The organism is Burkholderia plantarii, assembly GCF_001411805.1.
Lineage (GTDB): Bacteria > Pseudomonadota > Gammaproteobacteria > Burkholderiales > Burkholderiaceae > Burkholderia > Burkholderia plantarii.
Genome location: NZ_CP007213.1, coordinates 774,110 through 798,663, shown reverse-complemented (window position 1 = coordinate 798,663; position 24,554 = coordinate 774,110). Strand labels below are relative to the sequence as shown.

The following is a 24,554-nucleotide window of genomic DNA, read 5'->3' as shown; positions in this document are numbered from 1 at the left end:
CAGGCTCAGGCCTGCACGGCGGCCTTGCCGCCGAACAGCTGACGGAAGCCCGAGAACAGCGGCGCACGCGCGGCACCGGGAGCGCGACCGAAGCTTTCCGTGATGCGGTCGAGGATGATCGCGAGCAGCACCACCGACAGCCCGCTCTCGAAACCGAGGCCGATGTCCAGCCGCTGGATGCTGGCCAGCACGTCGTTGCCGAGGCCGCCCGCGCCCACCATCGAGGCAATGATCACCATCGACAGCGCCATCATGATGGTCTGGTTCACGCCCTGCATGATCGACGGCAGCGCGTTCGGGAACTGCACCTTGTAGAGCAGCTGCCACGGCGTGCAGCCGAACGCCTGGCCCGCCTCGACGATCTCGCGGTTGACGTGGCGGATGCCGAGGCTCGTCAGGCGCACCGCCGGCGGCATCGCGAAGATCACCGTGGAGAGGATCCCCGGCACGCGGCCGAGGCCGAACAGCATCGCGGCCGGAATCAGGTAGACGAACGCCGGCATGGTCTGCATCAGGTCGAGGATCGGCCGCACGATGGTGGACACCCACTTGCTCTTGGCCGCCCACACGCCGAGCGGAATGCCGAGCACGAGGCTGATGATGGTGGACGACAGCGTCAGGCCGAGCGTGACCACCGTCTGGTCCCAGAAGCCGGTGGCGAAGATCAGCAGCATCGACAGCGTCGTGAAGATCGCGAAGCGCCAGCCCACGCGCCATAGCCCGATGCCGATGAAGATCGCCATCAGCAGCCACATCGGGATCGCCTGCAGGCCGTGCTCGACCAGCGCGGCGAGGCTTTCGATCGCCCGGCCGATCGCGTCGAAGGTTTTCGCGTCGTGGTCGAGCAGGTAACGGACCGACTGGTCGACCCAGCTTCCGAGCGGAATCAGTTCAGACATGGGAGCCTCGCGAACGCGTAATGGCCTTCAGGAGCACGGCCCGATCGACGGAGCCGCAGTAACAGCCGTCGCCGTCGACGACGGGCAGCGCATTCGGGCTCGCGACGACACGCTCGACCACGTGATCGAGCGTGGCGTCGTGAGGAATGCATTCGACGTGGCGCACGCTCGGTGCGCTCGCGCCGATCGCCTCGCGCGTGACGAAGCCGCGGATCTTGCGCGACTCGTCGAGCACGAATGCATATTCGGCGCTGCCGTTCAGCGTGGCCGCGACGTTGGCCGCGTCCAGGCGCGACATGGTGGGCACCGCGCCCGTCTGCATCAGGTCGCCCGCCGTCAGGTAGCGACTCGTGTCGATGCCCTCGAAGAACGCGCGCACGTAGTCGTCGGCCGGGTTCGCGATGATGTCCTGCGGCGTGCCCACCTGCACCAGCCGGCCGCCTTCCATGATCGCGATGCGCGTGCCGATGCGCAGCGCTTCCTCCAGGTCGTGCGAGACGAACATGATGGTGCGGCGCTGCTCCTTCTGCAGTTGCAGCAGCACGTTCTGCATTTCCTTGCGCTTCAACGGATCGAGCGCCGAGAACGCCTCGTCCATGATCATCAGCGACGGGTTCACGGCCAGCGCGCGGGCCAGCCCGACGCGCTGCTGCATGCCGCCCGACAGCTCCGACGGCAGCTTCTTCGCAAACGCGGCGAGGCCCACCTGCTCGAGCACGTCCATCGCGCGGCGCTCGCGGTCCTTGCGGCCCACGCCGGCCACTTCCAGGCCGAACGCGGCGTTCGACAGCACCGTGCGCTGCGGCATCAACGCGAACGACTGGAACACCATGCTCATGTCGGTGCGGCGCAGCGCCGTCAGCTCCGCGCGGCGCACGGCGGCCACGTCGCGGCCGTCGATCAGCACCTTGCCGGCGGTCGGCTCGACCAGCCGGTTCACGAGGCGGATCAACGTGGACTTGCCCGAACCGGACAGGCCCATCAGCACGAAGATCTCGCCTTCCTGCACCTCGAACGACACGTCGTGTACGCCGACCACCTGGCCGGTGCGCCTGAAAATCTCATCCTTCGTCGACCCGGCTGCGAGCAAGTCGAGCGCCTGCTTCGGGTTGTTTCCAAAAACCTTGCACAGACCTTCGACTACGACCTTGGGGGCATCCATCGAAACCTTCTCCTCGTGTAGCAGGGGCTCACACCATCAGAGCGTGCCTCAATGGTTGCCAGAAAAAACTGCCATGGGCCGACGAATTCCGACAGACGCTTGCGCAAATACGACACCGGCATTTGTCCTGCTCCGCCAGCACCGGCGCGGCCCGACCGCCGCCGGCAGGGCCGTTGCGGCAGCGCATCACGCCAAAGCTTGCGGCCGGCGCGACTTTCGGTGCCGGATCATGCGCCGCGTCAACGCGTGATGCGGCGCTGCCACGCTACGGAAAACCACAAAACGCGAAGTCGCAATTCGACAAGATCATGTCCGTTCGCCGATGCGGGCATGCGGGCGTTCGGCGCACGATCGTTCGATGCCGTTGCGATGCCGTTGCGATGCCGTTGCGATGCCGGGCGTGAAGCGAGGTGCAACCCGGTCGCACCGGCATCGGGCGGCGCGATGCACCGCCGCGCGAGCAGGCCGCCGGCATGCCGGCGATATCGTTGCGCACGCACATGTCCGCTTGTTTCATGAGGATTACCGATCGATCACCGGCTGGTGACGAGGCGCGAACGCGCCCCGCCTCCGTAACGAAAAGACGCGACGCGATTCCATCGACAGGCTCCGCCGATACGGCCGGGGGGCGGGCCCAACCTGTGCGACGCGCCCGCGGCCGCCGGGCTGCCGGCGCCGGCCCGGCGCCGCTTGCCTCGCCGGCGGGCATATCGATAGAACGAAAAGTCGTTTCCCGCCCCGCTTCGGCCTCGTTACCATGCCAGTTCGAGCCTGGAGATCAGGCACCGCATCCCCGGGAGCGCATCTTGACTGCATTCGACCAACATCGCCGGCCGTTCATCGTCGGTATCGGCGGGACGACCCGCGCGGCCTCGTCCACCGAGCGCGCGCTGAACTTCGCGCTGCGCGGTGCCCAGGCCGCCGGGGCACGCACCCGGCTGTTCGACGGCCCGTTCCTGCATTCGCTGCCGCACTACGCGCCGGAACACAACAGCCTCAGCGCCGCGCAGATCGAGCTGATCGAGGCCGTGCGCGACGCCGATGCCGTGATCATCGCGACGCCCGGCTACCACGGCGGCGTGTCCGGCCTCGTCAAGAACGCGCTCGACACGCTGGAGGAACTGCGCGCCGACCCGCGCCCCTACCTCGACGGCCGTGCCGTCGGCTGCATCGTCACGGCCTACGGCTGGCAGGCCGCCGGCACCGTGCTGACCTCGCTGCGCTCGATCGTCCACGCGCTGCGCGGCTGGCCCACGCCGTTCGGCGCCACCGTCAACACGCTCGAAACGCGCTTCGAAACCGCCGACACCTGCACCGACACCAAGGTGGCCGGCCAGCTGGAAACGGTCGGCGCGCAGGCGGCCGAATTCGCGCTCGCGTTCGCCTCGCACCGGGCCGCCACCGCCGTGGCCGCTGGCGGCGACTTCGCGCCGGTGCTGAAGTTCGCGTCGAACTGAGCCGCCGCTGAACCATTGAATCACCGGGCCGGGTGCGGTTTTCGCGCCCGGCTGCCTCATCGCTTTCGCCCGTTCGCGCCGGCTCGCGGCCCACGCCGATCTGCCTGGCGACCTTGCCCCCCCGCGCGATCCCCTTGCCTCCGTACCGAACGCGTGCAGCCGCCTCGATTGCGCCGGCCGCATCGTTTGCGCCGCCTGCTTGCGCGATATGCATTCGCCGATCGCCGCGCATATGCTTCGCCGGAAAGATTGGTTCCGCCGCGCGGCCGGCGCGCTTACGCTGCGAACTCCACGTTTTCCTTCACACGCAATGATTCGTCCGATCCGCTACAAAGGCTACGAAATGGCGCCCGCGGCCGCCCGGCAGCCGAACGGGCTATTCGCCGCGAACCTGACGATCGAGAGGACGACGGCCGGGCCGCCCCGCGCCTATTCGTTCGACGCGATCGACTTCTTCTTCGACGAAGCGCACGCGCTCGCCTACGCCTCGCGCTGGGGACGCATCTGGATCGATGACCACAGCTGAACAACCCGTGCCGGACGGGAACGATCGACCTGGCCCGAAAAATACCGAAATCGACTGCCTATGCAACAATGGGCCGATCATGATTTCAAGCCAGACAGCAAGACGATTCTCATGTCCGACACGCTACAGCACGAGCAGGCGGCCGACCACGCCATGCGTAACTGGGCGCATGACAGCGCCGGCCCGATCCGCCTGGGCTCGGAAGCCCACAAGCAGATGTTCTGCCGGATGCTGCTCGACACCCACAACCCTTACAAGCCCGCCGTCATCGACTGGCCGCCGCTGTCCGCGGCCGAACTGAAGCGGCTCACCTCGCTGCCGATCTGGGACATCGCGGTGCAGACCGAAGGCCGCGCATCGATCCGCGTCGCCACCTTCGCGGCCACCCTCGACGATCCGCTGCTGCGCGCCGCACTGACCATGGACGGCGAGGAAGAGGCGCGCCACAAGGTCGTGCTGTCGAAGCTGGTCGCCACCTACGGCATCGAGCTGGCGGCAGAGCCGCCCTACCCGCCGCCCGCCGATCCCGAATGGGCCTGGGTGCTGACCGGCTTCAGCGAGTGCATCGACAGCTTCTTCGCGTTCGGCTTGTTCCGCTCGGCCCAGCAGTCCGGCTTCTTCCCCGAGGCACTCGTCGATACCTTCGAGCCGGTGATCCAGGAGGAAGGCCGTCACATCCTGTTCTTCGTGAACTGGTACGCGTGGTACTGGCGCAACCTGCCGTGGTGGAAGCGGCCGTGGTTCTTCCTGCGCGTCGCCGCCATCTGGATCACGCTGATTCGCGATCGCATCGGCATCGCGCGCGGCATCGACCCCGACGGCGTGGCCCACGACGCGAACTTTCCGGCCAACGCCGCCGCCACCGTGAGCAACTCGCTGAAGCCACGCGACCTGATCGAGCTGTGCCTCGCCGAAAACGAACGGCGCATGGCCGGCTACGATCCGCGCCTGCTGCGCCCGAAGTTCGTGCCGCGCATGGCGCGGCTCGCGCTGAAGTTCATCCGGAAGTGACCGCCACCGCGAAGCGGCGCGGCATGCCTCGCACGCTGCCCGCTTCACGCCGGCGCCGGGTTCCCGGCGCGGACACCGCACCCTGATTCCGAACCGCCACAAGGCGTGACGCCGAGCGCTCCTCTCCTACGTCGGCGGCCTTGCACCCCGCGTGCGGCGGCGGATATCGATCGTCCCCCTTCATGCATCCCGGCGGCGGCGCCGGCCGCGAATCAAGGCCGCCGGAGGACGACGGCGCCGCCGGGAATTCATGCCGGGTTTTCCCGATAATTTCATCGACCATCCGGAAATATCGCCGTCTTCGGCATCGGCTTACCCGGAAATTTCGACTGCATCCAACCTCGAATCAGGCACCAAATTCCATTTCAACCGCTCCCCAATTGTCGATTTACGGCAATCCGTTCACATTAATTAAATTGACAATAAAATAGTTTCCGATTCCACGATTAATCGGAAAGCCACGAAACCGTATTTATCATTTTTACAAATCCAGCAACCACGCCATCACGTCGAAAATTGACTATTTGTCAAATCCCGCCGCGCCACCTCACATGTAACAAATTTGTAAAGTACTGATAAAATCCTTTTATATCAACACATAGCACGCCTTCTCAAGTCGCACCAATGGTATCTGCGTGCTTGCCAGCAAGCGTCAGGTGGAGAAGTTGAACAAATTTAACACCCTGCCAAACCGCGATCCAACACAATGGTTTGCAGTTGTGAACTTTCAGTTTGCAGTTGTTTTCATTAGATATTAGCTGCCTCCAATAAGATCTGCGCCATTGACCGATTTCCCCGCACATCATGGACAAGCGCCAATGATTTCATGGCGTGCGCGCGGCCCCGTGGAGAACCGCCATCATGAATCGTAACTACCGATCGATCTGGAATGAATCTCTCGGCGCGTGGGTGGCCGCGTCGGAAATCGATTCAGCGAAGGGCAAGCCGAATAAATCGGCAGTGGCCAAGGCGGTGACGACCGCGGTGCTGGTGGCGGGTGCCGGCAACAACGTGGTGGAGGCGCAATACGCGACCGGCGGTGGCGCGACCACCAGCACTTCCGCGATCGCCATCGGCGGCAACGCGGCCGTGCTGGGCGTGTATACGCCCAGCAACACGATTGCCACCGGCACCGGCACGATCGCCATCGGATCGAATTCGACCTCGACCGGCGCCGCCTCGATCACGCTCGGCTACGGATCGACGGCCACCGGCACGACCTCGATGGCGCTCGGCAACGGCGCGACCGCCACCGGCATCTACTCGACCGTGTTCGGTCACAATTCGTTCGCCACCGCCTCGAGCGCCGTCGCGCTCGGCTCCGGTTCCGGCGCGACCGGCCTGGGCGCCAGCGCGCTCGGCAACGACACGCGCGCGACCGGCACCAGTTCCATCGCCATCGGCGGCGGCGACAGTTCGGGCACCGGCGGTGCCACCGCGTCCGGCGCCACCTCGGTCGCGATCGGGCGCTTCTCGGTGGCCACGGCAACCTCGTCGCTCGCGGCCGGCGCCGGCGCGACGGCCTCGGCATCGTTCGCAACGGCCGTCGGCCCGAACGCCAGCGCGCAATACGCCAACAGCGTCGCGCTCGGCGCCGGCAGCACCACCGCCGCCACCGCGCCCACCACCACCGGCTTCCTGACCGACCAGGCCGCGCCGGGCTCCGAGGTATCGGTCGGCTCGGCGTCCACGCTGCGCCGCATCACCAACGTCGCCGACGGCTCGGCCGGCACCGACGCCGTGACGGTCTCGCAGCTCAGCACCGGCCTGAGCACCACCACGAGTTCGATCACGAGCCTGTCGACGGCCACCTCGAGCGGCCTGTCGACCGCCAACAGCCGCGTGACGTCGATTTCCACCGGGCTGTCGACCGCCAATAGTTCGGTGGCGTCGCTCTCGACGGGGGTGACTTCGATTTCGAGCGGGTTGAGCACCGCGAACAGCAATGTGGCTTCGTTGTCGTCTTCCACTTCGACGAGTGTGGGGTCGTTGTCTACGGGGTTGTCGACGACCAGTAGTACGGTGGCTTCGCTGTCGACCGGGGTGACTTCGATTTCGAGTGGGCTGAGCACGACCAATAGTTCGGTGGCTTCGCTGTCGACAGGCGCCACGTCGCTGTCCAGCGGGCTCAGCACGACCAACAGCAATGTTTCGTCGCTGTCGACATCGGCTTCGACCAGCGTTGGCTCGCTTTCCACGGGTTTGTCGACGACCAACAGCAACGTGGCGTCGCTTTCCTCCGGCATCTCCACGACGAGCAGTTCCATTTCGTCGCTGTCGACTGGTGCTGCATCGCTGTCCAGTGGACTCAGCACGACCAATAGCAACGTCTCCTCACTCTCGTCTTCGGCTTCGACAAGCGTCGGCTCGCTTTCAACCGGGCTGTCGACTACCAACAGTACCGTTTCGTCGCTTTCGACTGGTGTAACGTCGATTTCCAGTGGCCTGTCGACGACCAATAGCAACGTCTCGTCGCTATCGTCATCGACCTCGACCAGCGTCGGCTCGCTCTCCACCGGCCTGGCAACCGCGAGCAGTTCGGTAAGCTCGCTCTCGTCGGGACTGTCGTCCACCAACAGCACTGTTTCGTCGCTTTCGACTGGCGTGACCTCGATTTCCAGTGGCTTGTCGACCACCAACAGTAATGTTTCATCGCTGTCGTCGTCGACTTCGGCCAGTGTGGGTTCGCTCTCTACCGGACTCTCGACGACCAACAGCAACGTGGCATCGCTGTCTTCCGGCATCTCCACGACGAGCAGTTCCATTTCGTCCCTGTCGACTGGCGCCGCATCGCTGTCCAGTGGACTCAGCACGACCAATAGCAATGTCTTGTCGCTATCATCGTCGACCTCGACCAGCGTGGGATCACTGTCCACCGGCTTGTCGACCACGAGCAGCTCGGTGACCTCGCTTTCGTCCGGCCTGTCGACCACCAACAGCAGCGTCGGTTCGATTTCGACCGGCTTGTCGACGACGAACAGCAGCGTCGGCTCACTCTCAACTGGACTTTCGACCACCAACAGCACTGTTTCGTCGCTTTCGACTGGCGTAACCTCGATTTCCAGTGGCTTGTCGACCACCAACAGTAATGTCTCATCGCTGTCGTCGTCGACTTCGACCAGTGTGGGATCGCTTTCCACCGGACTCTCGACCGCGAGCAGTTCGGTGACCTCGCTCTCGTCCGGCCTGTCGACTACGAACAGCAGCGTCGGCTCGCTGTCGTCGTCGACTTCAACCAGCGTGGGTTCGCTCTCCACCGGACTCTCGACGACCAACAGTAACGTGGCGTCGCTGTCTTCCGGCATCTCCACGACGAGCAGTTCCATTTCGTCGTTGTCGACTGGCGCCGCATCGCTGTCCAGTGGACTCAGCACGACCAATAGCAACGTCTTTTCGCTATCATCGTCGACCTCGACCAGCGTGGGATCACTGTCCACCGGACTTTCGACCACGAGCAGCTCGGTGACCTCGCTTTCGTCCGGCCTGTCGACCACCAATAGCAGCGTCGGTTCGCTGTCGTCGTCGACTTCAACGAGCGTCGGGTCGCTGTCCACCGGACTGTCGACTACCAATAGCAACGTGGCGTCGCTTTCCTCCGGCATCTCCACGACGACCAGCTCCATTTCGTCGCTGTCGTCTGGCGTGACATCGTTGTCGAGCGGCCTCAGTACGACCAATAGCAATGTCTCTTCACTCTCGTCGTCAACTTCGACGAGCGTCGGGTCGCTTTCCACCGGACTGTCGACTACCAATAGCAACGTGGCGTCGCTTTCCTCCGGCATCTCCACGACGAGCAGTTCCATTTCGTCGCTGTCGACTGGTGCTGCGTCACTGTCCAGTGGACTCAGCACGACCAATAGCAACGTCTCCTCACTCTCGTCTTCGGCTTCGACAAGCGTCGGTTCGATTTCGACCGGCTTGTCGACGACGAACAGCAGTGTCGGCTCACTCTCAACTGGACTTTCGACCACCAACAGCACTGTTTCGTCGCTTTCGACTGGCGTGACCTCGATTTCCAGCGGCTTGTCGACCACCAACAGTAATGTCTCATCGCTGTCGTCGTCGACTTCAACCAGCGTGGGATCGCTCTCCACCGGACTCTCGACGACCAACAGTAACGTGGCGTCGCTGTCTTCCGGCATCTCCACGACGAGCAGTTCCATTTCGTCCCTGTCGACTGGCGCCGCATCGCTGTCCAGTGGACTCAGCACGACCAATAGCAACGTCTCTTCGCTGTCGTCGTCCACCTCGACCAGCGTGGCGTCGCTGTCCACCGGCTTGTCGACCACGAGCAGTTCGGTGACTTCGCTTTCGTCCGGCCTGTCGACCACCAACAGCAGCGTCGGTTCGCTGTCGTCGTCGACTTCGACCAGTGTGGGTTCGCTCTCCACCGGGCTCTCGACCGCGAGCAGCTCGGTGACCTCGCTCTCGTCCGGCCTGTCGACTACGAATAGCAGCGTCGGCTCGCTGTCGTCTTCGACTTCAACCAGCGTCGGGTCACTTTCCACGGGGCTGTCGACCGTTAACAGCAACGTGACATCGTTGTCGTCTGGACTTTCGTCAACGAACAGCAATGTCGCATCGCTTTCCTCGTCGACATCAACCAGTATTGGTTCGCTTTCCACCAGTGCCGCATCGTTGTCGACCGGACTCAGCACCGCCAACAGCAACGTCTCGTCGCTATCAACGTCGGCTTCGACCAGCGTCGGCTCGCTCTCCACTGGCCTTTCGACTACAAACAGCAACGTGTCTTCACTGTCGTCAGGGCTCTCCACGACGACCAGTTCGATTTCGTCACTATCGTCCGGCGTTACGTCGCTATCCAGCGGGCTTAGCACCACCAATAGCAACGTCTCGTCGCTGTCTTCGTCGACTTCGACCAGCGTTGGCTCGCTTTCCACTGGCCTGGCCACCACGAACAGCAACGTCACTTCGCTGTCTTCTTCAGTATCGACTGGCCTGTCGACGACCAACAGCAACGTCTCGTCGCTGTCGTCTTCGACCTCGACCAGCGTTGGCTCGCTTTCCACTGGACTCTCGACAACGAACAGCAACGTCGCTTCGCTGTCTTCTTCGGTGTCGACTGGCCTGTCGACGACCAACAGCAATATCTCGTCGCTGTCCTCTTCGACTTCGACCAGCGTTGGCTCGCTTTCCACTGGACTCTCGACAACGAACAGCAACGTCACTTCGCTATCTTCTTCGGTGTCGACTGGCCTGTCGACGACCAACAGCAACGTCTCGTCGCTGTCGTCTTCGACCTCGACCAGCGTTGGCTCGCTTTCCACTGGACTCTCGACGACCAACAGCAACGTCACGTCGCTGTCTTCTTCGGTATCGACCGGGTTGTCGACGACCAACAGCAATGTCTCGTCGCTGTCCACATCGACGTCGACAAGTGTCGGATCCCTGTCTACCGGCCTAGCCAGCACGAACAGCAACGTCGCGTCGCTGTCTTCATCAACATCGACCGGCATCGGCTCGCTGTCCACTGGACTATCAACCACAAACAGCAGCGTGACGTCACTGTCGGCAGGACTTTCCTCGACAAACAGCAGCGTTTCTTCGCTCTCGTCCGGGCTCTCATCAACAACTAGCTCTGTTTCGTCCTTGTCGTCTGGCGTCACGTCGCTGTCGAGCGGGCTCAGCACTACGAACAGCAATGTCTCGTCGCTGTCCTCTTCGACCTCGACTAGTGTGGGCTCGCTCTCCACGGGTCTTTCCACGACGAACAGTAATGTCTCGTCTTTGTCGTCAGGGCTGAGCACCACCAACAGCAATGTCTCGTCGCTCTCGTCCTCGACCTCGACCAGCGTCGGATCGCTGTCCACCGGGCTCGCGACGACCAATAGCAACGTCACATCGTTGTCGTCTTCCACGTCGACCGGCATCGGTTCACTGTCGACCGGCCTCAGTTCCACCAACAGCACGATCACGTCGCTGTCGTCCTCGACTTCGACCAGCGTGGATTCATTGTCCAGCGGGCTTTCGACAACAAACAGCAATGTTACTTCGCTGTCGTCCTCGGCATCGACCGGCATCAGCTCGCTCTCGACAAGCATCGGCTCCTTGTCGACAGGCGTCGGCTCACTCTCGACAGGTATCGGCTCACTTTCAACCGGCCTCAGTTCCACCAACAGCACGGTCTCGTCGCTATCGTCCTCGACTTCGACCAGCGTCGGTTCGCTGTCCACCGGGCTCTCGACCACGAACAGCAACGTCTCGTCATTGTCGTCCTCGACCTCGACCAGCGTCGGATCGCTCTCGACCGGACTATCGACGACCAACAGCAATGTCTCGTCGCTGTCGTCGGGATTGAGTACGACCAATAGCAACGTCTCATCGTTGTCCTCGTCGACCTCAACCAGCGTGGGTTCATTGTCCACCGGGCTTTCGACAACAAACAGCAATGTCACTTCGCTGTCGTCCTCGGCATCGACCGGCATCAGCTCGCTTTCGACAAGCATTGGCTCCCTGTCGACAGGCGTCGGCTCGCTCTCGACAGGTATCGGATCACTTTCAACCGGCCTCAGTTCCACCAACAGCACGGTCTCGTCGCTATCGTCCTCGACTTCGACCAGCGTCGGTTCGCTGTCCACGGGGCTCTCGACCACGAACAGCAACGTCTCGTCGCTCTCGTCCTCCGCTTCGACCAGCGTCGCCTCGCTTTCCTCCGGGCTTTCGACGACGAATAGCAACGTCTCGTCGCTGTCGTCGGGACTGAGTACGACCAACAGCAGTGTCGCCTCGCTGTCCAGTGGACTCAGTTCCACAAATAGCAACGTCACGTCGCTGTCCTCGGGTCTCAGCACAACCAATAGCAACGTCGACTCGCTGTCGACGGGGCTCTCGACAACCAACAGCAACGTCTCGTCCTTGTCGTCGGGGTTGAGCACCACCAACAGCAACGTCTCGTCGCTGTCGTCCTCGACCTCGACCAGCGTGGGTTCGCTATCCACCGGTCTTTCCACGGCGAATAGCAACATCACATCGCTGTCGTCATCAACTTCTACGAGCGTCGGTTCGTTGTCCACCGGCCTCTCGACGACTAATAGCAACGTCTCTTCGCTGTCGTCATCGACGTCAACCAGCGTTGGCTCCCTGTCCACCGGGCTGTCCACCACGAACAGCAATGTCACATCATTGTCGAGCGGCCTGAGCACGACCAATAGCAATGTCGGCTCGCTGTCCTCTTCCGTGTCGACGGGACTGTCCACGACCAATAGCAATGTTTCGTCGCTGTCGTCCGGTCTGAGCACCACAAACAGCAACGTCACTTCGCTGTCTTCGTCAGTGTCCACCGGCTTGTCGACGACCAACAGCAATGTGTCGTCTCTTTCCAGCGGGCTAAGCACTACCAATAGCAACGTCTCGTCGCTGTCGTCGTCAACTTCGACCAGCGTCGGGTCGCTTTCCACCGGACTCTCGACGACCAACAGCAACGTCACCTCGCTGTCTTCGTCGGTGTCCACCGGCTTGTCGACGACCAACAGCAATGTCTCGTCGCTATCCAGCGGGCTGAGCACCACCAACAGCAATCTTGGCTCGCTGTCCACAGGGCTCTCGACCACCAACAGCAATGTTGGTTCACTCTCTACTGGCCTATCAACAACGAACAGCAATGTTTCGTCGTTGTCGTCTTCGACATCGACCAGTGTTGGCTCGTTGTCCACTGGCCTTTCGACGGCCAACAGCAACGTTACGTCGCTGTCGAGCGGGCTGAGCACGACCAACAGCAGCGTTGGCTCGTTGTCTACCGGCCTCTCGACCACGAACAGCAACGTCACTTCGTTGTCGAGCGGGTTGAGCACCACCAATAGCAGCGTTGGATCCCTGTCGACGGGCCTATCGACCACAAACAGCAATGTCGGTTCGCTATCCTCGTCGGTGTCGTCCGGATTGTCGACGGCCAACAGCAATGTCTCATCGCTGTCGTCTTCGACGTCGACCAGTGTTGGCTCGTTGTCCACCGGCCTTTCGACGGCCAATAGCAACGTTTCTTCACTGTCGAGCGGCTTGAGCACCACCAACAGCAGTGTCGGTTCGCTGTCATCGTCGGTGTCCACCGGCCTGTCCACGACCAACAGCAATGTCTCGTCGCTATCGTCCGGTCTCAGTACGACCAACAGTAACGTCGGCTCGCTGTCCACCGGCCTCTCGACCACCAACAGCAACGTCACTTCGCTGTCGAGTGGCCTCAGCACTACCAACAGTAACGTCTCGTCGCTCTCTACCGCCACGGATTCGCTGTCGACTGGACTCTCGACGACCAACAGCAATGTGTCGTCGCTATCCTCAGGCCTCAGCACGACCAATAGCAGCGTCGGATCGTTGTCGACTGGGCTTTCGACAACAAACAGCAACGTCTCGTCGCTGTCCTCTGGCCTCAGCAGCACCAACAGCAGCGTTGGTTCACTGTCGTCCTCGACTTCCACCAGCGTTGAATCTCTGTCCACCGGTCTTTCGACCACGAGTAGCAGCGTCACCTCGCTGTCGAGTGGTTTGAGTACCACCAACAGCAGTGTTGGCTCGCTGTCGACCGGACTGTCTTCGACCAACAGCAATGTCACGTCGCTGTCGTCCGGCCTCAGCACCGCGAACAGTAGCGTCGGTTCATTGTCTACGGGGCTTTCAAGCACCAATAGCAACGTCTCGTCTTTGTCGTCCTCGACTTCGACCAGCGTTGAATCGCTGTCTACCGGTCTTTCGACCACGAATAGCAGTGTCACGTCGCTGTCGAGCGGATTGAGCACCACCAACAGTAGCGTCGGTTCTCTGTCCACTGGCCTCTCGTCCACGAACAGCAACGTTTCGTCGTTGTCGTCGGGCCTCAGCACTACCGACAGCAATGTCGGCTCGTTGTCGTCGTCGGTATCGACCGGGCTATCCACGACAAATAGCAACGTGTCTTCGCTGTCCACCGGGCTGAGTACCACCAACAGTAGCGTGGGATCCCTCTCATCGGGTCTGTCCACGACGAACAGCAACGTTTCGTCTCTGTCGTCCTCGACTTCGACCAGCGTCGGATCGCTATCTACCGGTCTTTCGACCACGAATAGCAGCGTCACGTCGCTTTCGAGCGGACTGAGCGCCACCAACAGTAGCGTCGGTTCGCTATCCACTGGCCTCTCGACCACGAACAGCAACGTGTCGTCGTTGTCGTCAGGCCTCAGCACGACCAATAGCAGCGTCGGCTCGTTGTCGTCGTCGGTATCGACCGGATTGTCTACGACGAACAGCAATATCTCGTCGCTGTCGTCCTCGACTTCGACCACTGTCGGATCGCTGTCTACCGGTCTTTCGACCACGAATAGCAGCGTCACGTCGCTGTCGAGCGGATTGAGCACGACCAACAGCAGCGTTGGCTCGCTGTCCACGGGTCTGTCTTCGACAAACAGCAACGTGTCGTCGCTGTCGTCCGGCCTCAGCACCACCAACAGCAGCGTCTCGTCGCTCTCCACCGCAACGGGTTCGCTGTCCACTGGACTCTCGACAACCAACAGCAACGTGTCGTCGTTGTCGTCAGGCCTCAGCACTACCGACAGCAATGTCGGCTCGTTGTCGTCGTCGGTATCGACCGGGCTGTCCACGACAAATAGCAACGTGTCTTCGCTGTCCACCGGACTGAGCACCACCAACAGCAGTGTCGGCTCACTGTCCACTGGATTGTCTTCGACCAACAGCAATGTCTCCTCGCTGTCGAGCGGACTGAGCGCCACCAACAGTAGCGTGGGATCCCTCTCATCGGGTCTGTCCACGACGAACAGCAACATTTCGTCCCTGTCGTCCTCGACTTCGACCAGCGTTGGATCGCTGTCTACCGGTCTTTCGACCACGAACAGCAGCGTCACTTCGCTCTCGAGTGGCCTGAGCACCACCACCAGCAGTGTCGGCTCACTGTCCACCGGACTGTCGTCGACCAACAGCAACGTCGCGTCGCTGTCGAGCGGACTGAGCACCACCACCAGTAGCGTCGGTTCGCTATCCACCGGCCTCTCGACCACGAACAGCAACGTCAGCTCGCTGTCGTCCTCGACTTCCACCAGCGTCGGCTCCCTGTCCACCGGCCTGGCCACCACCAACAGCAACGTCGCCTCGCTCTCCACCGGCCTGTCGACTACCACCAGCAGCATCTCGTCGCTTTCCACCATCACCGGCTCGCTCTCCACCGGCCTGGTGACGACGAACAGCAACCTGACGTCGCTGTCCACGTCCACGTCGTCCAGCGTCAGCTCGCTGTCCACCTCGGTCAGCTCGATCGCGAACTCGTCGGGCAAGGTCGGCAACGGCATGGCGGCCGCGCTCGGCGGCGGCGCGACCTACGATCCGGCCACCGGCACGATCACACCGCCGAGCTACACGACCTACAAGGCGAACGGCACCACGGCGAACGTCGACAACGTCGGCGCCGCGCTCGACAGCATCAACTCGAGCGGCGCCAGGTACTTCCACACCAATTCGGCGGGCCTCGATTCGATCGCCACCGGGGTGGACAGCGTCGCGATCGGCCCGAACGCGGTCGCCAACATCGACAACTCGATCGCGATCGGCAGCGGCTCGGTCGCCACCGTGGCCACGCCGGTGGGTTCGGCCACGGTCGGCGGCATGACGTTCGGCAGCTTCGCGGGCAACAACCCGGTCGGCACGTTCAACATCGGCGGCCCGGGCCTCGAGCGCCAGTTGACGGGCCTCGCGGCGGGCCGCGTCTCCGCAACGAGCACCGACGCGGTGAACGGCAGCCAGCTGTTCCAGACCAACGCGGCGGTGGCCTCGCTGTCCACCAGCATCAACAACGCGGCAAACTCCATGTCGAGCTCGGTGGCCTCGCTGTCCACCTCGACGTCCACGGCGATGAGTTCGCTGTCGTCGTCCACCTCGACGGCGGTCGGCTCGCTGTCCACGGGCGCCTCGGCCACCACCAGCAGCGTGGCGTCGCTGTCCACCTCGACCTCGACGACCACCGGCTCGCTGTCCACCGGCCTCTCCACGACGAGCAGCAGCGTGGCGTCGCTGTCGACCTCCACCTCGTCCGGCCTCGGCTCGCTGTCCACCAGCCTGTCGTCGACCAACACCTCGGTGGCCTCGCTGTCCTCGGGGCTCGGCACGGTCAGCACCGCGGTGGCCTCGCTGTCTTCCGCAGCCGACAACAACACCACGCGCTCGCTCAGCTCGGGCGGCTACGCGGCGGACATGTCGAAGCCGGGCGCCCAGGCGCCGGCGGTCACGGCCGGCTCGAACTCGGTCGCGCTCGGCCAGGGCTCGACCGACGACGGGCGCTCGAACGTGGTGTCGGTGGGCAGCTCGACGCAGCAGCGCCAGGTCACCAACGTGGCGCCGGGCACGGAAGGCACGGACGCGGTCAACGTCAACCAGTTGAGTGCGCTGTCGACTTCTATGTCACAATCGTTCGCCGGCCAGCAGAGCCAGATCAACACGCTGGGTACGCAACTCACGCAGACCCAGCAAGCCCTGCAGCAGACGGACACGATGGCGCGCCAGGGGATCGCCGCAGCCACCGCGCTGACGATGCTGCCGCAGGTCGAACCGGGCAAGACGATCAACGTCGCGGTCGGCGTCGCGCGGTTCGCGGGCCAATCGGGCATGGCATTCGGCGCAAGCGCGCACGTGACAACCAACGGCATTCTGAAACTGGGCATCGGCGTCTCGGGCCAAAACAAGACGTATGGTGTCGGATATGGATACAGCTGGTGATCGATACTTCTCATGCCACGCCACGCCATGGCAATGACAGACGCCTGACCGTCGGGATCTCGCTGTTCGCGAGGGACGGCCAGGCGATCTGGGAAAACGGCATCCATCAGAACATCGCGTTCCTCGCGATGATGCTCAAACAGTCCGGACGCATCGCCCGGATCGTCTTCCTGAACGGCGGGGACGCGCAGCAGATCCCCGCCGGCCTCGATTTCGCCGATCTGGACATCGCGCTGGTGAATCCGCGCGACGTCTCGCACGAGCTCGACGTGGTGATCGAAATGGGCGCGCAGCTGCCGGTGGACTGGCTGCGCTACATGAAGACGCTCGGCAAGAAGCTGATCATGTGCTTCGTCGGCAACGTCTACGCGGGCCTTTGCGAAACGCCGATCTTCAACCAGCCCTCGGGCCACATCTTCAACGGCGGCCCCTACGACGAAGTCTGGATGCTGCCGAAGGACGACAAGACGGCCAAGCCGCTACTGCGCACGCTGATGCGCGTGCCGGTCCATTCGATGCCGCACATCTGGTCGCCGCGCTTCATCGACCGGCGCATCGCGGCGCTCGCCGGCCAAGGCATCCGCTTCGGCTACCAGCCGGGCCGCGGCGCGTGGCGGCTGGCGATCCTCGAACCGAACATCTCGGTGGTCAAGAGCTGCCATTACCCGATGCTGGTGGCCGAGGAATGCTATCGCGCGGAGCCGGCCTCGGTGCAGCACCTGTACGTGGTCAACACGATGCACATGAAGGACCATCGCACCTTCCTGCACTTCGCGAACAGCCTCGACCTGGTGCGCCACCACAAGGCCACCTTCGAGCCGCGCGTGGAGGTGCCGTCGTTCCTCTCGCAGCACGTGGACGCGGTGATCTCGCACCAGTGGGAGAACCCGCAGAACTACCTCTACTACGACGCGCTCTACGGCGGCTATCCGCTGATCCACAATTCGCCGATGCTCGGCGACGCCGGCTACTACTACCCGGAATTCGATTCGGCCACGGGCGGCCGCGTGCTGCTGGAAGCGTGGCGCGAACACGACGCGAATCTGGCCGGCTACCGCGAGAAGGCGGACGCGATGCTGCGGCGTGTCTCGATCGATAATCCGGCGAACCTCGACGCCTACGTCGAGCGCCTGTTTGCCTGACCGATTTCAGCGGAGAACCTGCATGTCCGATATCCCCGTCCGTGACGTCCAGAACGGCGGCAAGCGTCTCGTGGTGGGCGTCTCGCTTTACGTGCGCGGCGCGGGCCAGTCGCTGTGGGAAAACGGCATCTTCCAGAACTGCCTGCTGCTGGTGCTGCTGCTGCGGCAGTCGCCGCTGGTGGCCGAGGCGGTGATGGTGAACGGCGGCGGCACCGAGCCGGCCGATCCGCAGATGATGCTGGACGAATGGAACGTGCCGCTGATCTCGATGGACGAGGCGATGGCGCGCTGCGACGTGCTGATCGAGATGAGCGCACTGTTCAACGCCGACTGGCTCGCGGTGTTCCGCAAGCGCGGCGGCAAGGTGGTCACGATGCGCGTGGGCAACGACTACGTGATCGACATCGAGCGCGCGATGTTCGACAAGCCGTCGGGCTTCCTGTTCTCGGGCGCGCGGTACGACGGCGTCTGGACGATTCCGGAATTCGAGCACTCGTGCCGCCACTACCTCGAAACGGGGCTGCGCCAGAAGGTGACGATCGTTCCGCACATCTGGCATCCGATGCTGTTCGACAAGGCGCGCGACGCACTCGAGGAAGGCCGCTCGTTCGGCTATCGCCCGGGCCGGTCGCGCTGGCGCATCGCGATGTTCGAGCCGAACATCTGCATGGTGAAGACGAGCATCATCCCGATGCTGGTGGCCGAGGAAGCCTATCGCGCGCAGCCGTCGTTCGTGGAGTTCGTGCGCGTGTGCAACACGCTGCACCTGAAGGACCACACCACCTTCGTGCATTTCGCGCGCAGCCTCGACATCGTCAATCACAGCCTCGCGAGCTTCGAAGGCCGCTTCGCGATCTACGAGTTCATGTCGCAATACGGCGACGCGGTGGTCTCGCATACGTGGGAGAACGCGCAGAACTACCTCTATTACGAGCTGCTATACGGCGGCTATCCGCTCGTCCACAACTCGCCCTATCTCGGCGAATGCGGCTACTACTATCCGGACTTCGACTGCCAGGAAGGCGGCCGGCAGCTGCTGCGCGCGTTTCGCGAGCACGACGCGAACCTCGATGCCTATCGCGGGCACGCCGCCCGCCTGCTGCACTCGGTCGACATCTACAACCCGGACAACGTCGCGGCCTACACCGAAGCGCTCGCCGCCGTCTATCGCTGACGCGCGGCCCTGCCGCCGCTCCCACTCCCTTCGAACGAGCCAGGAGGCCACATGAAATCGACCCTGACACGATACGCGGCCGCATGCGTCGCCGCCGGCGCAGCGAGCCTCGCGCAAGCCCAGACGCCGGCGCCGGCGGCCCCCGCCGCGCCGACGCTCTCGCTGGCGCCCGTCAACTCCGGCACCTCGGCCGACGAACTGCTGCGCGACGCCGACTACGCGCTGCAACTGCTCGACGCGGGCCGCTATCAGGATCTGTGGAACGACGCGGCGCCGTTCGTCAAGCAGCGCTACGATCCGAAGCGCTTCGCGGACGACACGCGGATGTCGCGCGAGGCCGTGGGCGCGATCAAGAGCCGTGGCTGGGCCGCCGTCACGCGGATCATCTACAGCGGCGCGAAGGACGTGCCGGACGGCCTCTACGCGAACGTCGACTACGCGACCACGCAGACCTCGGGCAAGGTCGTCTACGAAAAGGTCAGCTTCCGGCTCGAGAGCGACGGCCGCTGGCACCTGACCGGCTACGTGCCGCGCGTCGCGCAGGGCACGATTCCCGGCAACTGACGGTACACACGGCGGCCCGGCGAATCATCGCGCCGGCGGCGCCCACGCGCCGTCCATACGCCACCCACGCGTCACCCACGCGCCGCGCAATGCGGCGCCCTGCCGGCACCGGGCGGCCTGGCTGCCGGGCGCGACAGGCATCGACTCACCTCGCGCCCGGCACCCTCCCCTCAAACGCATCACGACTACGCCACGACCCGATCCAGTTGTGTGCGCAAGCATCTTTCTCCCTCTTTCCCATCACGCGCCCGCCGCGTGTCGCGCTTTTCCATGACAGCGGCACCGTGGAAACTGTCCCATCATTCGGTGCAATCATCAGACGTAATCCAAAAAGCTGATGATATTCAATTCCCGATGAACCAATTAATACACGGCAATGACAGGCGCTTTTTTGTGATTACCGATAACATTTCGCGCCGCGCGCGACGATTTTCTTTTCGATATTGGAATATCGATAAGTTGGTTGCAAAGCGCTTGACAATATTTTTCTATTGATCAAACATTCGTGCATATACATGCAAACTAAGTAGCCGAGCGTAGCAACACTTAAGCAACACGCTCAACTACCCGTTCCGAGCGGGAACCGGGGCATGCGGCTCGCTGGTGTCGGCGAACCACGCGTGTCCGCTTCATCCATTCGTGCAAGGAGCGCGGCCTGATACCCACTATAGCGCGCAGAAGCTTGAACGCGGCCGTTGTACCTGTCTCATCTGCTGTTGTGGCTTGACGAAAAAAAAGCTGGGCTCATGACGCTGACGATCCTTCACCGGATCGCCAGCGCTTTGCATCGCCGTGCCGGCGTTGCGGATGCCGGCCGGAATGGGCGAGGCTTGCCTGCCGAAACGAACTCCCGAGGTAACCGGTTTGTTAATCGATTGCCAAATCGGGGAGTTTCATTAAGAAGAACGAGCGTTTCCATTTCCGTCTACGTAATTCTACGCAATTCGGAAATCGAACCCGTATTGGTTTTACTGGTTTGGAAATTAGATTTCAGTGGCACGGAGCGGTTCAGTGCGTTGCCGTGATTAGTCGGCGCGGCACGAATCGATGCAAAGCGTTACATGGAAAGGACGCCGACCCCATGATAGATCCCGAACTCGCAATGCCGGAGCACCAAACGGCTCAGCCGCCGGCCGCCGGACCGCTCGTCGCCGATTCGCGCCACCGCGCGGGCGCGACACTGGCCGATCACGCCGTCGACACGCTGGTCGACGTGCTGCGCCTGCGCGCCGCGACGCTGCCGGACCAGACCGCCTTCATCCACCTGGTGGACGGTGAAACCGAAAGCCGTACCGTGACCTATGCGGAGTTGCAACTGCAGGCCACCGCCATCGCACGCCATCTCGCGTCGGTCGACGTGGCCGGCAAGCGCGTGCTGATGCTGTTCGAGGCCGGCGTCGACTACATCGCCGCGCTGTTCGGGGTCTGGATGGCCGGCGCGGTGGCGGTACCCTCGTTCCCGCCGGTCGGCACGCGTGCGCTGGGCCGCCTCGGCGCGATCGCGCGCGATTCGCAGCCCGAGGTGATCCTGACCAACGCGCGCTTCTCGAAGCTGCGCGAGCGGGTGCTCGCACTGTTGCCCGACGGCTTTCCGGAGCAGGCCTGGACCGAAATCGACGGTCTTTTTCAAACCGACATGCATGCATATGCATGCAATCCGGACGGGGTACCGGAAGCGCTGGCGGCGCTCGATCAGGGTGCCCTCGCGCTGCTCCAGTACACGTCCGGCTCGACCTCCGACCCGAAGGGCGTGATGCTCACGCACGGCAACCTGCTTAGCAACTGCCACGGCGCGAGCCGCTGGATGGGCGGCCAGCGCGAGCGGGTCGGTTGCACCTGGTTGCCGCCGTACCACGACATGGGGCTGATGGGCGGCATCCTGCAGCCGATCTACGAAGGCTTCCCCACCGTGATCCTGGCGCCGGGGCACTTCGTCCAGCAGCCGCTGCGCTGGCTCGCGGCGCTCTCGCAGTACCGCGTCACCACCACCATCGCGCCGAACTTCGCGTTCGACCTGTGTTGCAACTCGATCGGCGACGAGGTGCTGCCGCTGCTCGACCTGTCCTCGGTCGAGGCGGTCTATTGCGGCGCCGAACCGGTGCGCCGGCGCACCTTCGAGCGTTTCGCCGAGCGCTTCGCGTCCTGCGGCTTCCGTGCCGACGCGTTCGGCCCGTGCTACGGGCTGGCCGAAGCCACCGTGTTCGTGTCGGGCAAGGTGGACGGCGTGCCGCCCGCGTTCGTCGAGGTCGATCAGGAGGCGCTGGCGCGCGGCGAGGTGCAGGAGATCGCGGCCGATCATCCGCAGGCCCGCACGCTGGCCTCGTGCGGCGCGCCGGCGCCGGGCCACGACGTCAGGATCGTCGGCCCCGACGGCCGCGCGCTGCCCGACGGCGCCATCGGCGAGATCTGGGTGGGCGGCCCGAACATCGGCATCGGCTACTGGAACCAGCCGCGGCACAGCGAGGAGACGTTCCAGGCGCGCCTGGCCGGCTCGCCGCAGCGCTACATGCGCACCGGCGATCTCGGCTTCCTGCGCGACGGCGAGCTCTACGTGACCGGCCGCATCAAGGACCTGATCATCCACGCGGGCCGCAATCTCTATCCTCAGGATATCGAACTACTGGTCGAGGAAACCGACGCGCGCATCCGCCCGAACGGGGTGGCCGCGTTCTCGATCGACGACGGCCAGAGCGAGCGGATCGCCGTGGTGGCCGAGTTCCGGCGCGGCGAGCGCGTGGCCGAGAGCGAGCTGCAGCTGCTGCGCGAGGCGATCGTCGAGCGCGTCACGCGCCAGCTCGGCGCGGCGCCCCACCTGATCCACTTCGCGCCGATGGGCGCGATCCCCCTGACGACGAGCGGCAAGATCCAGCGCTATGCGACGCGCCAGGCGCTGCTTGCGCAGTCGTTGGCCAGCTACCCCAACGCACGCGCCTGAGCCCGCGAAGGACATCATGGACATCCAGACCCAAACCTCCCCCTCGCGGCCCGCGCCCACCGCCGACCGCACCGGCGCCACCGAGCGGCGCCTGGCCTGGCTCACGGTCGGCATCCCGGCCGTCGGCGCGGTCGCGGCCGTGACGTTGGCGATCGTCAACGGCATCGGCCGTCTCGAGATCGGCCTGCTCGCCGTCATGTACCTGATCACGGCGCTCGGCGTCGAGGCCGGACTGCACCGCTTCTTCTCGCATCAGGCGTTCAAGGCCGGCCCGATCGTCACGGCGCTGTTCGCGATCTGCGGCTCGATGGCCGCGCAGGGCCCGATCCTGTTCTGGGCCGCCACGCATCGCATGCACCACGCCTTCACCGACCAGGAGGGCGATCCGCATTCGCCGCGCCTGCACGGCGAGGATTTCTCCGGGCGCCTGCGCGGCATCTGGCATGCGCACGTCGGCTGGCTGTTCACGCTGCGCCGGCAGAACTGGAGCCAGTTCACGCCGGACCTGCTGCGCGATCGCTGGATCGTGCGCCTGAACCGCCTCTATTTCGTCTGGATCGGGCTCGGCCTGGCGTTGCCGACGCTGGCCGGCTGGCTGATCGGCGGCACGCCCTACGCGGCGCTGATGGGCCTGCTGTGGGGCGGCCTGCTGCGGATCTTCCTGGTCGACCAGGCCACCTGGGCGATCAATTCCTTCGCGCACAGCTTCGGGCCGCGCCCGAACACCACGCGCGACCAGAGCCGCAACGTGTTCTGGCTGGCGCTGCCGGCGGTGGGCGGCGGCTGGCACAACAACCATCACGCGTTCCCCGCCTTGGCCCGTACCAGCCAGCGTTTCTGGCAGCTCGACCTGTCGGGCGGCCTGATCGAACTGCTGGCCGTGTTCGGTCTGGTGTGGGACGTGCGGCGCCCCGCCCGCGGCCGCGCCGATGCCACCCAGTCCTGAGCGCCCTCGCAAGCCATCCGGAGAATTCTTCATGACGCACCTCGATCTCCCATCCGCACCGATCATCCCCGACGACCAGCCGGTGCGCGGCGTCAGCGTGCTCGACGCACGCGGCGCCCGCATCAAGGCGCGGACCGCGTTCGGCGTGATGACGATCCCGCTCGCCGGCACGCTGGCGGCCGCATGGCTCGCATGGGCCGGCTACGCCACGCGCGTCGACGCCTGGCTGTTCGGCGTGATGTACGTGTTGCACATGGCGGGCGTCTCGATCGGCTATCACCGCTTCCTCGCCCATCGCGCGTTCAAGACCTCGCCGCTGTTCCGCGCGCTGATCCTGATCTGCGGCTCGATGGCGGCACAAGGCCCGATCCTGTTCTGGGTCACCACGCATCGCCGCCACCACACCTACAGCGACCGCCCGGGCGACCCGCATTCGCCGAACCTGCTCGGCGACAGCCGCGGCGAGCGCCTGCGCGGGCTGTGGCACGCCCACATGCCGTGGATGATGTCGCCCGAGATGTCGAGCTGGAGCTACTTCGCGCAGGACATCCTGAAGGACCGCACGCTGCTGTTCTTCAACCGCACCTATTTCTACTGGGTCCTGCTCGGCCTGCTGATCCCCACGGTGGCCGGCGGCCTGCTCACCGCGAGCTGGATGGGCGCGCTGTGCGGGCTGATGTTCGGCGGCTTCGCGCGCATGTTCATCGCCAACCAGTTCGCCTGGTGCGTGGGCTCGATCTGCCACCGCTACGGCAGCCGCCCGTTCGAGACGCGCGACCACAGCACCAACAACTGGATCGTGGCCTTCCTGACCTTCGGCGAAGGCCTGCAGAACAACCATCACGCGTTTCCGGCCTGGTACCGGCATGGCGTGAACTGGTGGGAGCCCGACCTGTCGGGCTGGATGCTGACGCTGCTGGGCCGGCTCGGCATCGTCTCGGAGCTGCGCTCGCCCAGCCGCGAGGTGATCGAGCGCATCCGCAAGCGCGAGTCCGGCAACGCCTGAGGCGGCCCCGCCGCCCGCGC

Annotated in this window: 15 protein-coding genes and 1 pseudogene; 13 read left to right on the top strand and 3 right to left on the bottom strand. The window is 64.0% G+C overall.

What is annotated here, in order from left to right; translation table 11 throughout:
* Positions 1-5: 5 nt before the first annotated feature.
* The 3 genes from choW to bpln_RS36765 form a co-directional block, all read right to left on the bottom strand.
* Positions 6-899 carry a choline ABC transporter permease subunit gene (gene choW / locus bpln_RS20910; protein WP_042627255.1) on the bottom strand — a complete coding sequence of 298 codons (894 nt, stop codon included), beginning with the start codon at positions 897-899 and terminating at the stop codon, positions 6-8.
* The gene (locus bpln_RS20905) at positions 892-2,061 is read right to left on the bottom strand and encodes a quaternary amine ABC transporter ATP-binding protein (RefSeq protein WP_055139866.1); all 1,170 of its coding nucleotides are present in this window, start codon (positions 2,059-2,061) and stop codon (positions 892-894) included. The genes choW and bpln_RS20905 overlap by 8 nt, the downstream gene beginning before the upstream one ends.
* 265 nt (positions 2,062-2,326) lie before the next feature.
* On the bottom strand, positions 2,327-2,578 hold the full coding sequence (locus bpln_RS36765; protein ID WP_158512052.1) for a hypothetical protein: 252 nt from the start codon (positions 2,576-2,578) through the stop codon (positions 2,327-2,329).
* A 289-nt stretch (positions 2,579-2,867) separates the two neighbouring features.
* Between bpln_RS36765 and bpln_RS20900 the strand changes: the two genes are divergently transcribed.
* From bpln_RS20900 to bpln_RS20845, 13 genes and pseudogenes are all read left to right on the top strand, one after another.
* Entirely contained in the window at positions 2,868-3,518 is a 651-nt protein-coding gene (locus bpln_RS20900) for an NADPH-dependent FMN reductase (RefSeq protein ID WP_042627253.1), read from the top strand.
* A 310-nt stretch (positions 3,519-3,828) separates the two neighbouring features.
* Positions 3,829-4,044, top strand: a complete 216-nt coding sequence (locus tag bpln_RS20895) for a hypothetical protein (protein ID WP_042627252.1) — start codon at positions 3,829-3,831, stop codon at positions 4,042-4,044.
* Between the two features lie 111 nt (positions 4,045-4,155).
* The gene (locus tag bpln_RS20890; protein ID WP_055141158.1) at positions 4,156-5,055 is read left to right on the top strand and encodes a hypothetical protein; all 900 of its coding nucleotides are present in this window, start codon (positions 4,156-4,158) and stop codon (positions 5,053-5,055) included.
* Between the two features lie 861 nt (positions 5,056-5,916).
* Positions 5,917-5,994 (top strand): annotated as a pseudogene (locus bpln_RS38300) (ESPR domain-containing protein); the annotation flags it as partial.
* Between the two features lie 330 nt (positions 5,995-6,324).
* Entirely contained in the window at positions 6,325-16,767 is a 10,443-nt protein-coding gene (locus bpln_RS38445; RefSeq protein ID WP_476695659.1) for a YadA-like family protein, read from the top strand.
* The gene (locus bpln_RS20870; protein ID WP_055139864.1) at positions 16,764-17,909 is read left to right on the top strand and encodes a DUF2827 domain-containing protein; all 1,146 of its coding nucleotides are present in this window, start codon (positions 16,764-16,766) and stop codon (positions 17,907-17,909) included. The genes bpln_RS38445 and bpln_RS20870 overlap by 4 nt, the downstream gene beginning before the upstream one ends.
* 22 nt (positions 17,910-17,931) lie before the next feature.
* Positions 17,932-19,083 carry a DUF2827 domain-containing protein gene (locus bpln_RS20865; RefSeq protein ID WP_042627250.1) on the top strand — a complete coding sequence of 384 codons (1,152 nt, stop codon included), beginning with the start codon at positions 17,932-17,934 and terminating at the stop codon, positions 19,081-19,083.
* 51 nt (positions 19,084-19,134) lie between these two features.
* Complete coding sequence (locus bpln_RS20860; protein WP_042627249.1) at positions 19,135-19,647, top strand: DUF4019 domain-containing protein; 513 nt, start codon at positions 19,135-19,137, stop codon at positions 19,645-19,647.
* A 210-nt stretch (positions 19,648-19,857) separates the two neighbouring features.
* The gene (locus tag bpln_RS35845; protein WP_148654110.1) at positions 19,858-20,142 is read left to right on the top strand and encodes a hypothetical protein; all 285 of its coding nucleotides are present in this window, start codon (positions 19,858-19,860) and stop codon (positions 20,140-20,142) included.
* A gap of 251 nt (positions 20,143-20,393) precedes the next feature.
* A complete protein-coding gene (locus bpln_RS35840) occupies positions 20,394-20,672 on the top strand; it encodes a hypothetical protein (protein ID WP_123863685.1) in 279 nt (92 codons plus the stop codon).
* 77 nt (positions 20,673-20,749) lie between these two features.
* Positions 20,750-22,582 (top strand): fatty acyl-AMP ligase, encoded by a 1,833-nt coding sequence (locus bpln_RS20855; protein ID WP_055141157.1) that lies wholly within the window; start codon positions 20,750-20,752, stop codon positions 22,580-22,582.
* Between the two features lie 16 nt (positions 22,583-22,598).
* Positions 22,599-23,528, top strand: coding sequence for an acyl-CoA desaturase (locus tag bpln_RS20850; RefSeq protein WP_055139863.1), 930 nt, complete (start codon positions 22,599-22,601; stop codon positions 23,526-23,528).
* Positions 23,529-23,559: 31 nt separating this feature from the next.
* The gene (locus bpln_RS20845) at positions 23,560-24,534 is read left to right on the top strand and encodes an acyl-CoA desaturase (protein WP_042627247.1); all 975 of its coding nucleotides are present in this window, start codon (positions 23,560-23,562) and stop codon (positions 24,532-24,534) included.
* Positions 24,535-24,554: the final 20 nt, after the last annotated feature.

What these genes read in the sequence shown, in the direction of transcription:
- bpln_RS20895 (WP_042627252.1), top strand. Translation starts at nt 3,829, where the DNA reads ATGATTCGTCCGATCCGCTACAAAGGCTACGAAATGGCGCCCGCGGCC.
- bpln_RS35840 (WP_123863685.1), top strand. Translation starts at nt 20,394, where the DNA reads ATGACGCTGACGATCCTTCACCGGATCGCCAGCGCTTTGCATCGCCGT.
- bpln_RS20905 (WP_055139866.1), bottom strand. Translation starts at nt 2,061, where the DNA reads ATGGATGCCCCCAAGGTCGTAGTCGAAGGTCTGTGCAAGGTTTTTGGA.
- bpln_RS20890 (WP_055141158.1), top strand. Translation starts at nt 4,156, where the DNA reads ATGTCCGACACGCTACAGCACGAGCAGGCGGCCGACCACGCCATGCGT.
- bpln_RS20845 (WP_042627247.1), top strand. Translation starts at nt 23,560, where the DNA reads ATGACGCACCTCGATCTCCCATCCGCACCGATCATCCCCGACGACCAG.
- bpln_RS36765 (WP_158512052.1), bottom strand. Translation starts at nt 2,578, where the DNA reads ATGAAACAAGCGGACATGTGCGTGCGCAACGATATCGCCGGCATGCCG.
- bpln_RS20860 (WP_042627249.1), top strand. Translation starts at nt 19,135, where the DNA reads ATGAAATCGACCCTGACACGATACGCGGCCGCATGCGTCGCCGCCGGC.
- bpln_RS20865 (WP_042627250.1), top strand. Translation starts at nt 17,932, where the DNA reads ATGTCCGATATCCCCGTCCGTGACGTCCAGAACGGCGGCAAGCGTCTC.
- bpln_RS20855 (WP_055141157.1), top strand. Translation starts at nt 20,750, where the DNA reads ATGCCGGAGCACCAAACGGCTCAGCCGCCGGCCGCCGGACCGCTCGTC.
- bpln_RS20850 (WP_055139863.1), top strand. Translation starts at nt 22,599, where the DNA reads ATGGACATCCAGACCCAAACCTCCCCCTCGCGGCCCGCGCCCACCGCC.
- choW (WP_042627255.1), bottom strand. Translation starts at nt 899, where the DNA reads ATGTCTGAACTGATTCCGCTCGGAAGCTGGGTCGACCAGTCGGTCCGT.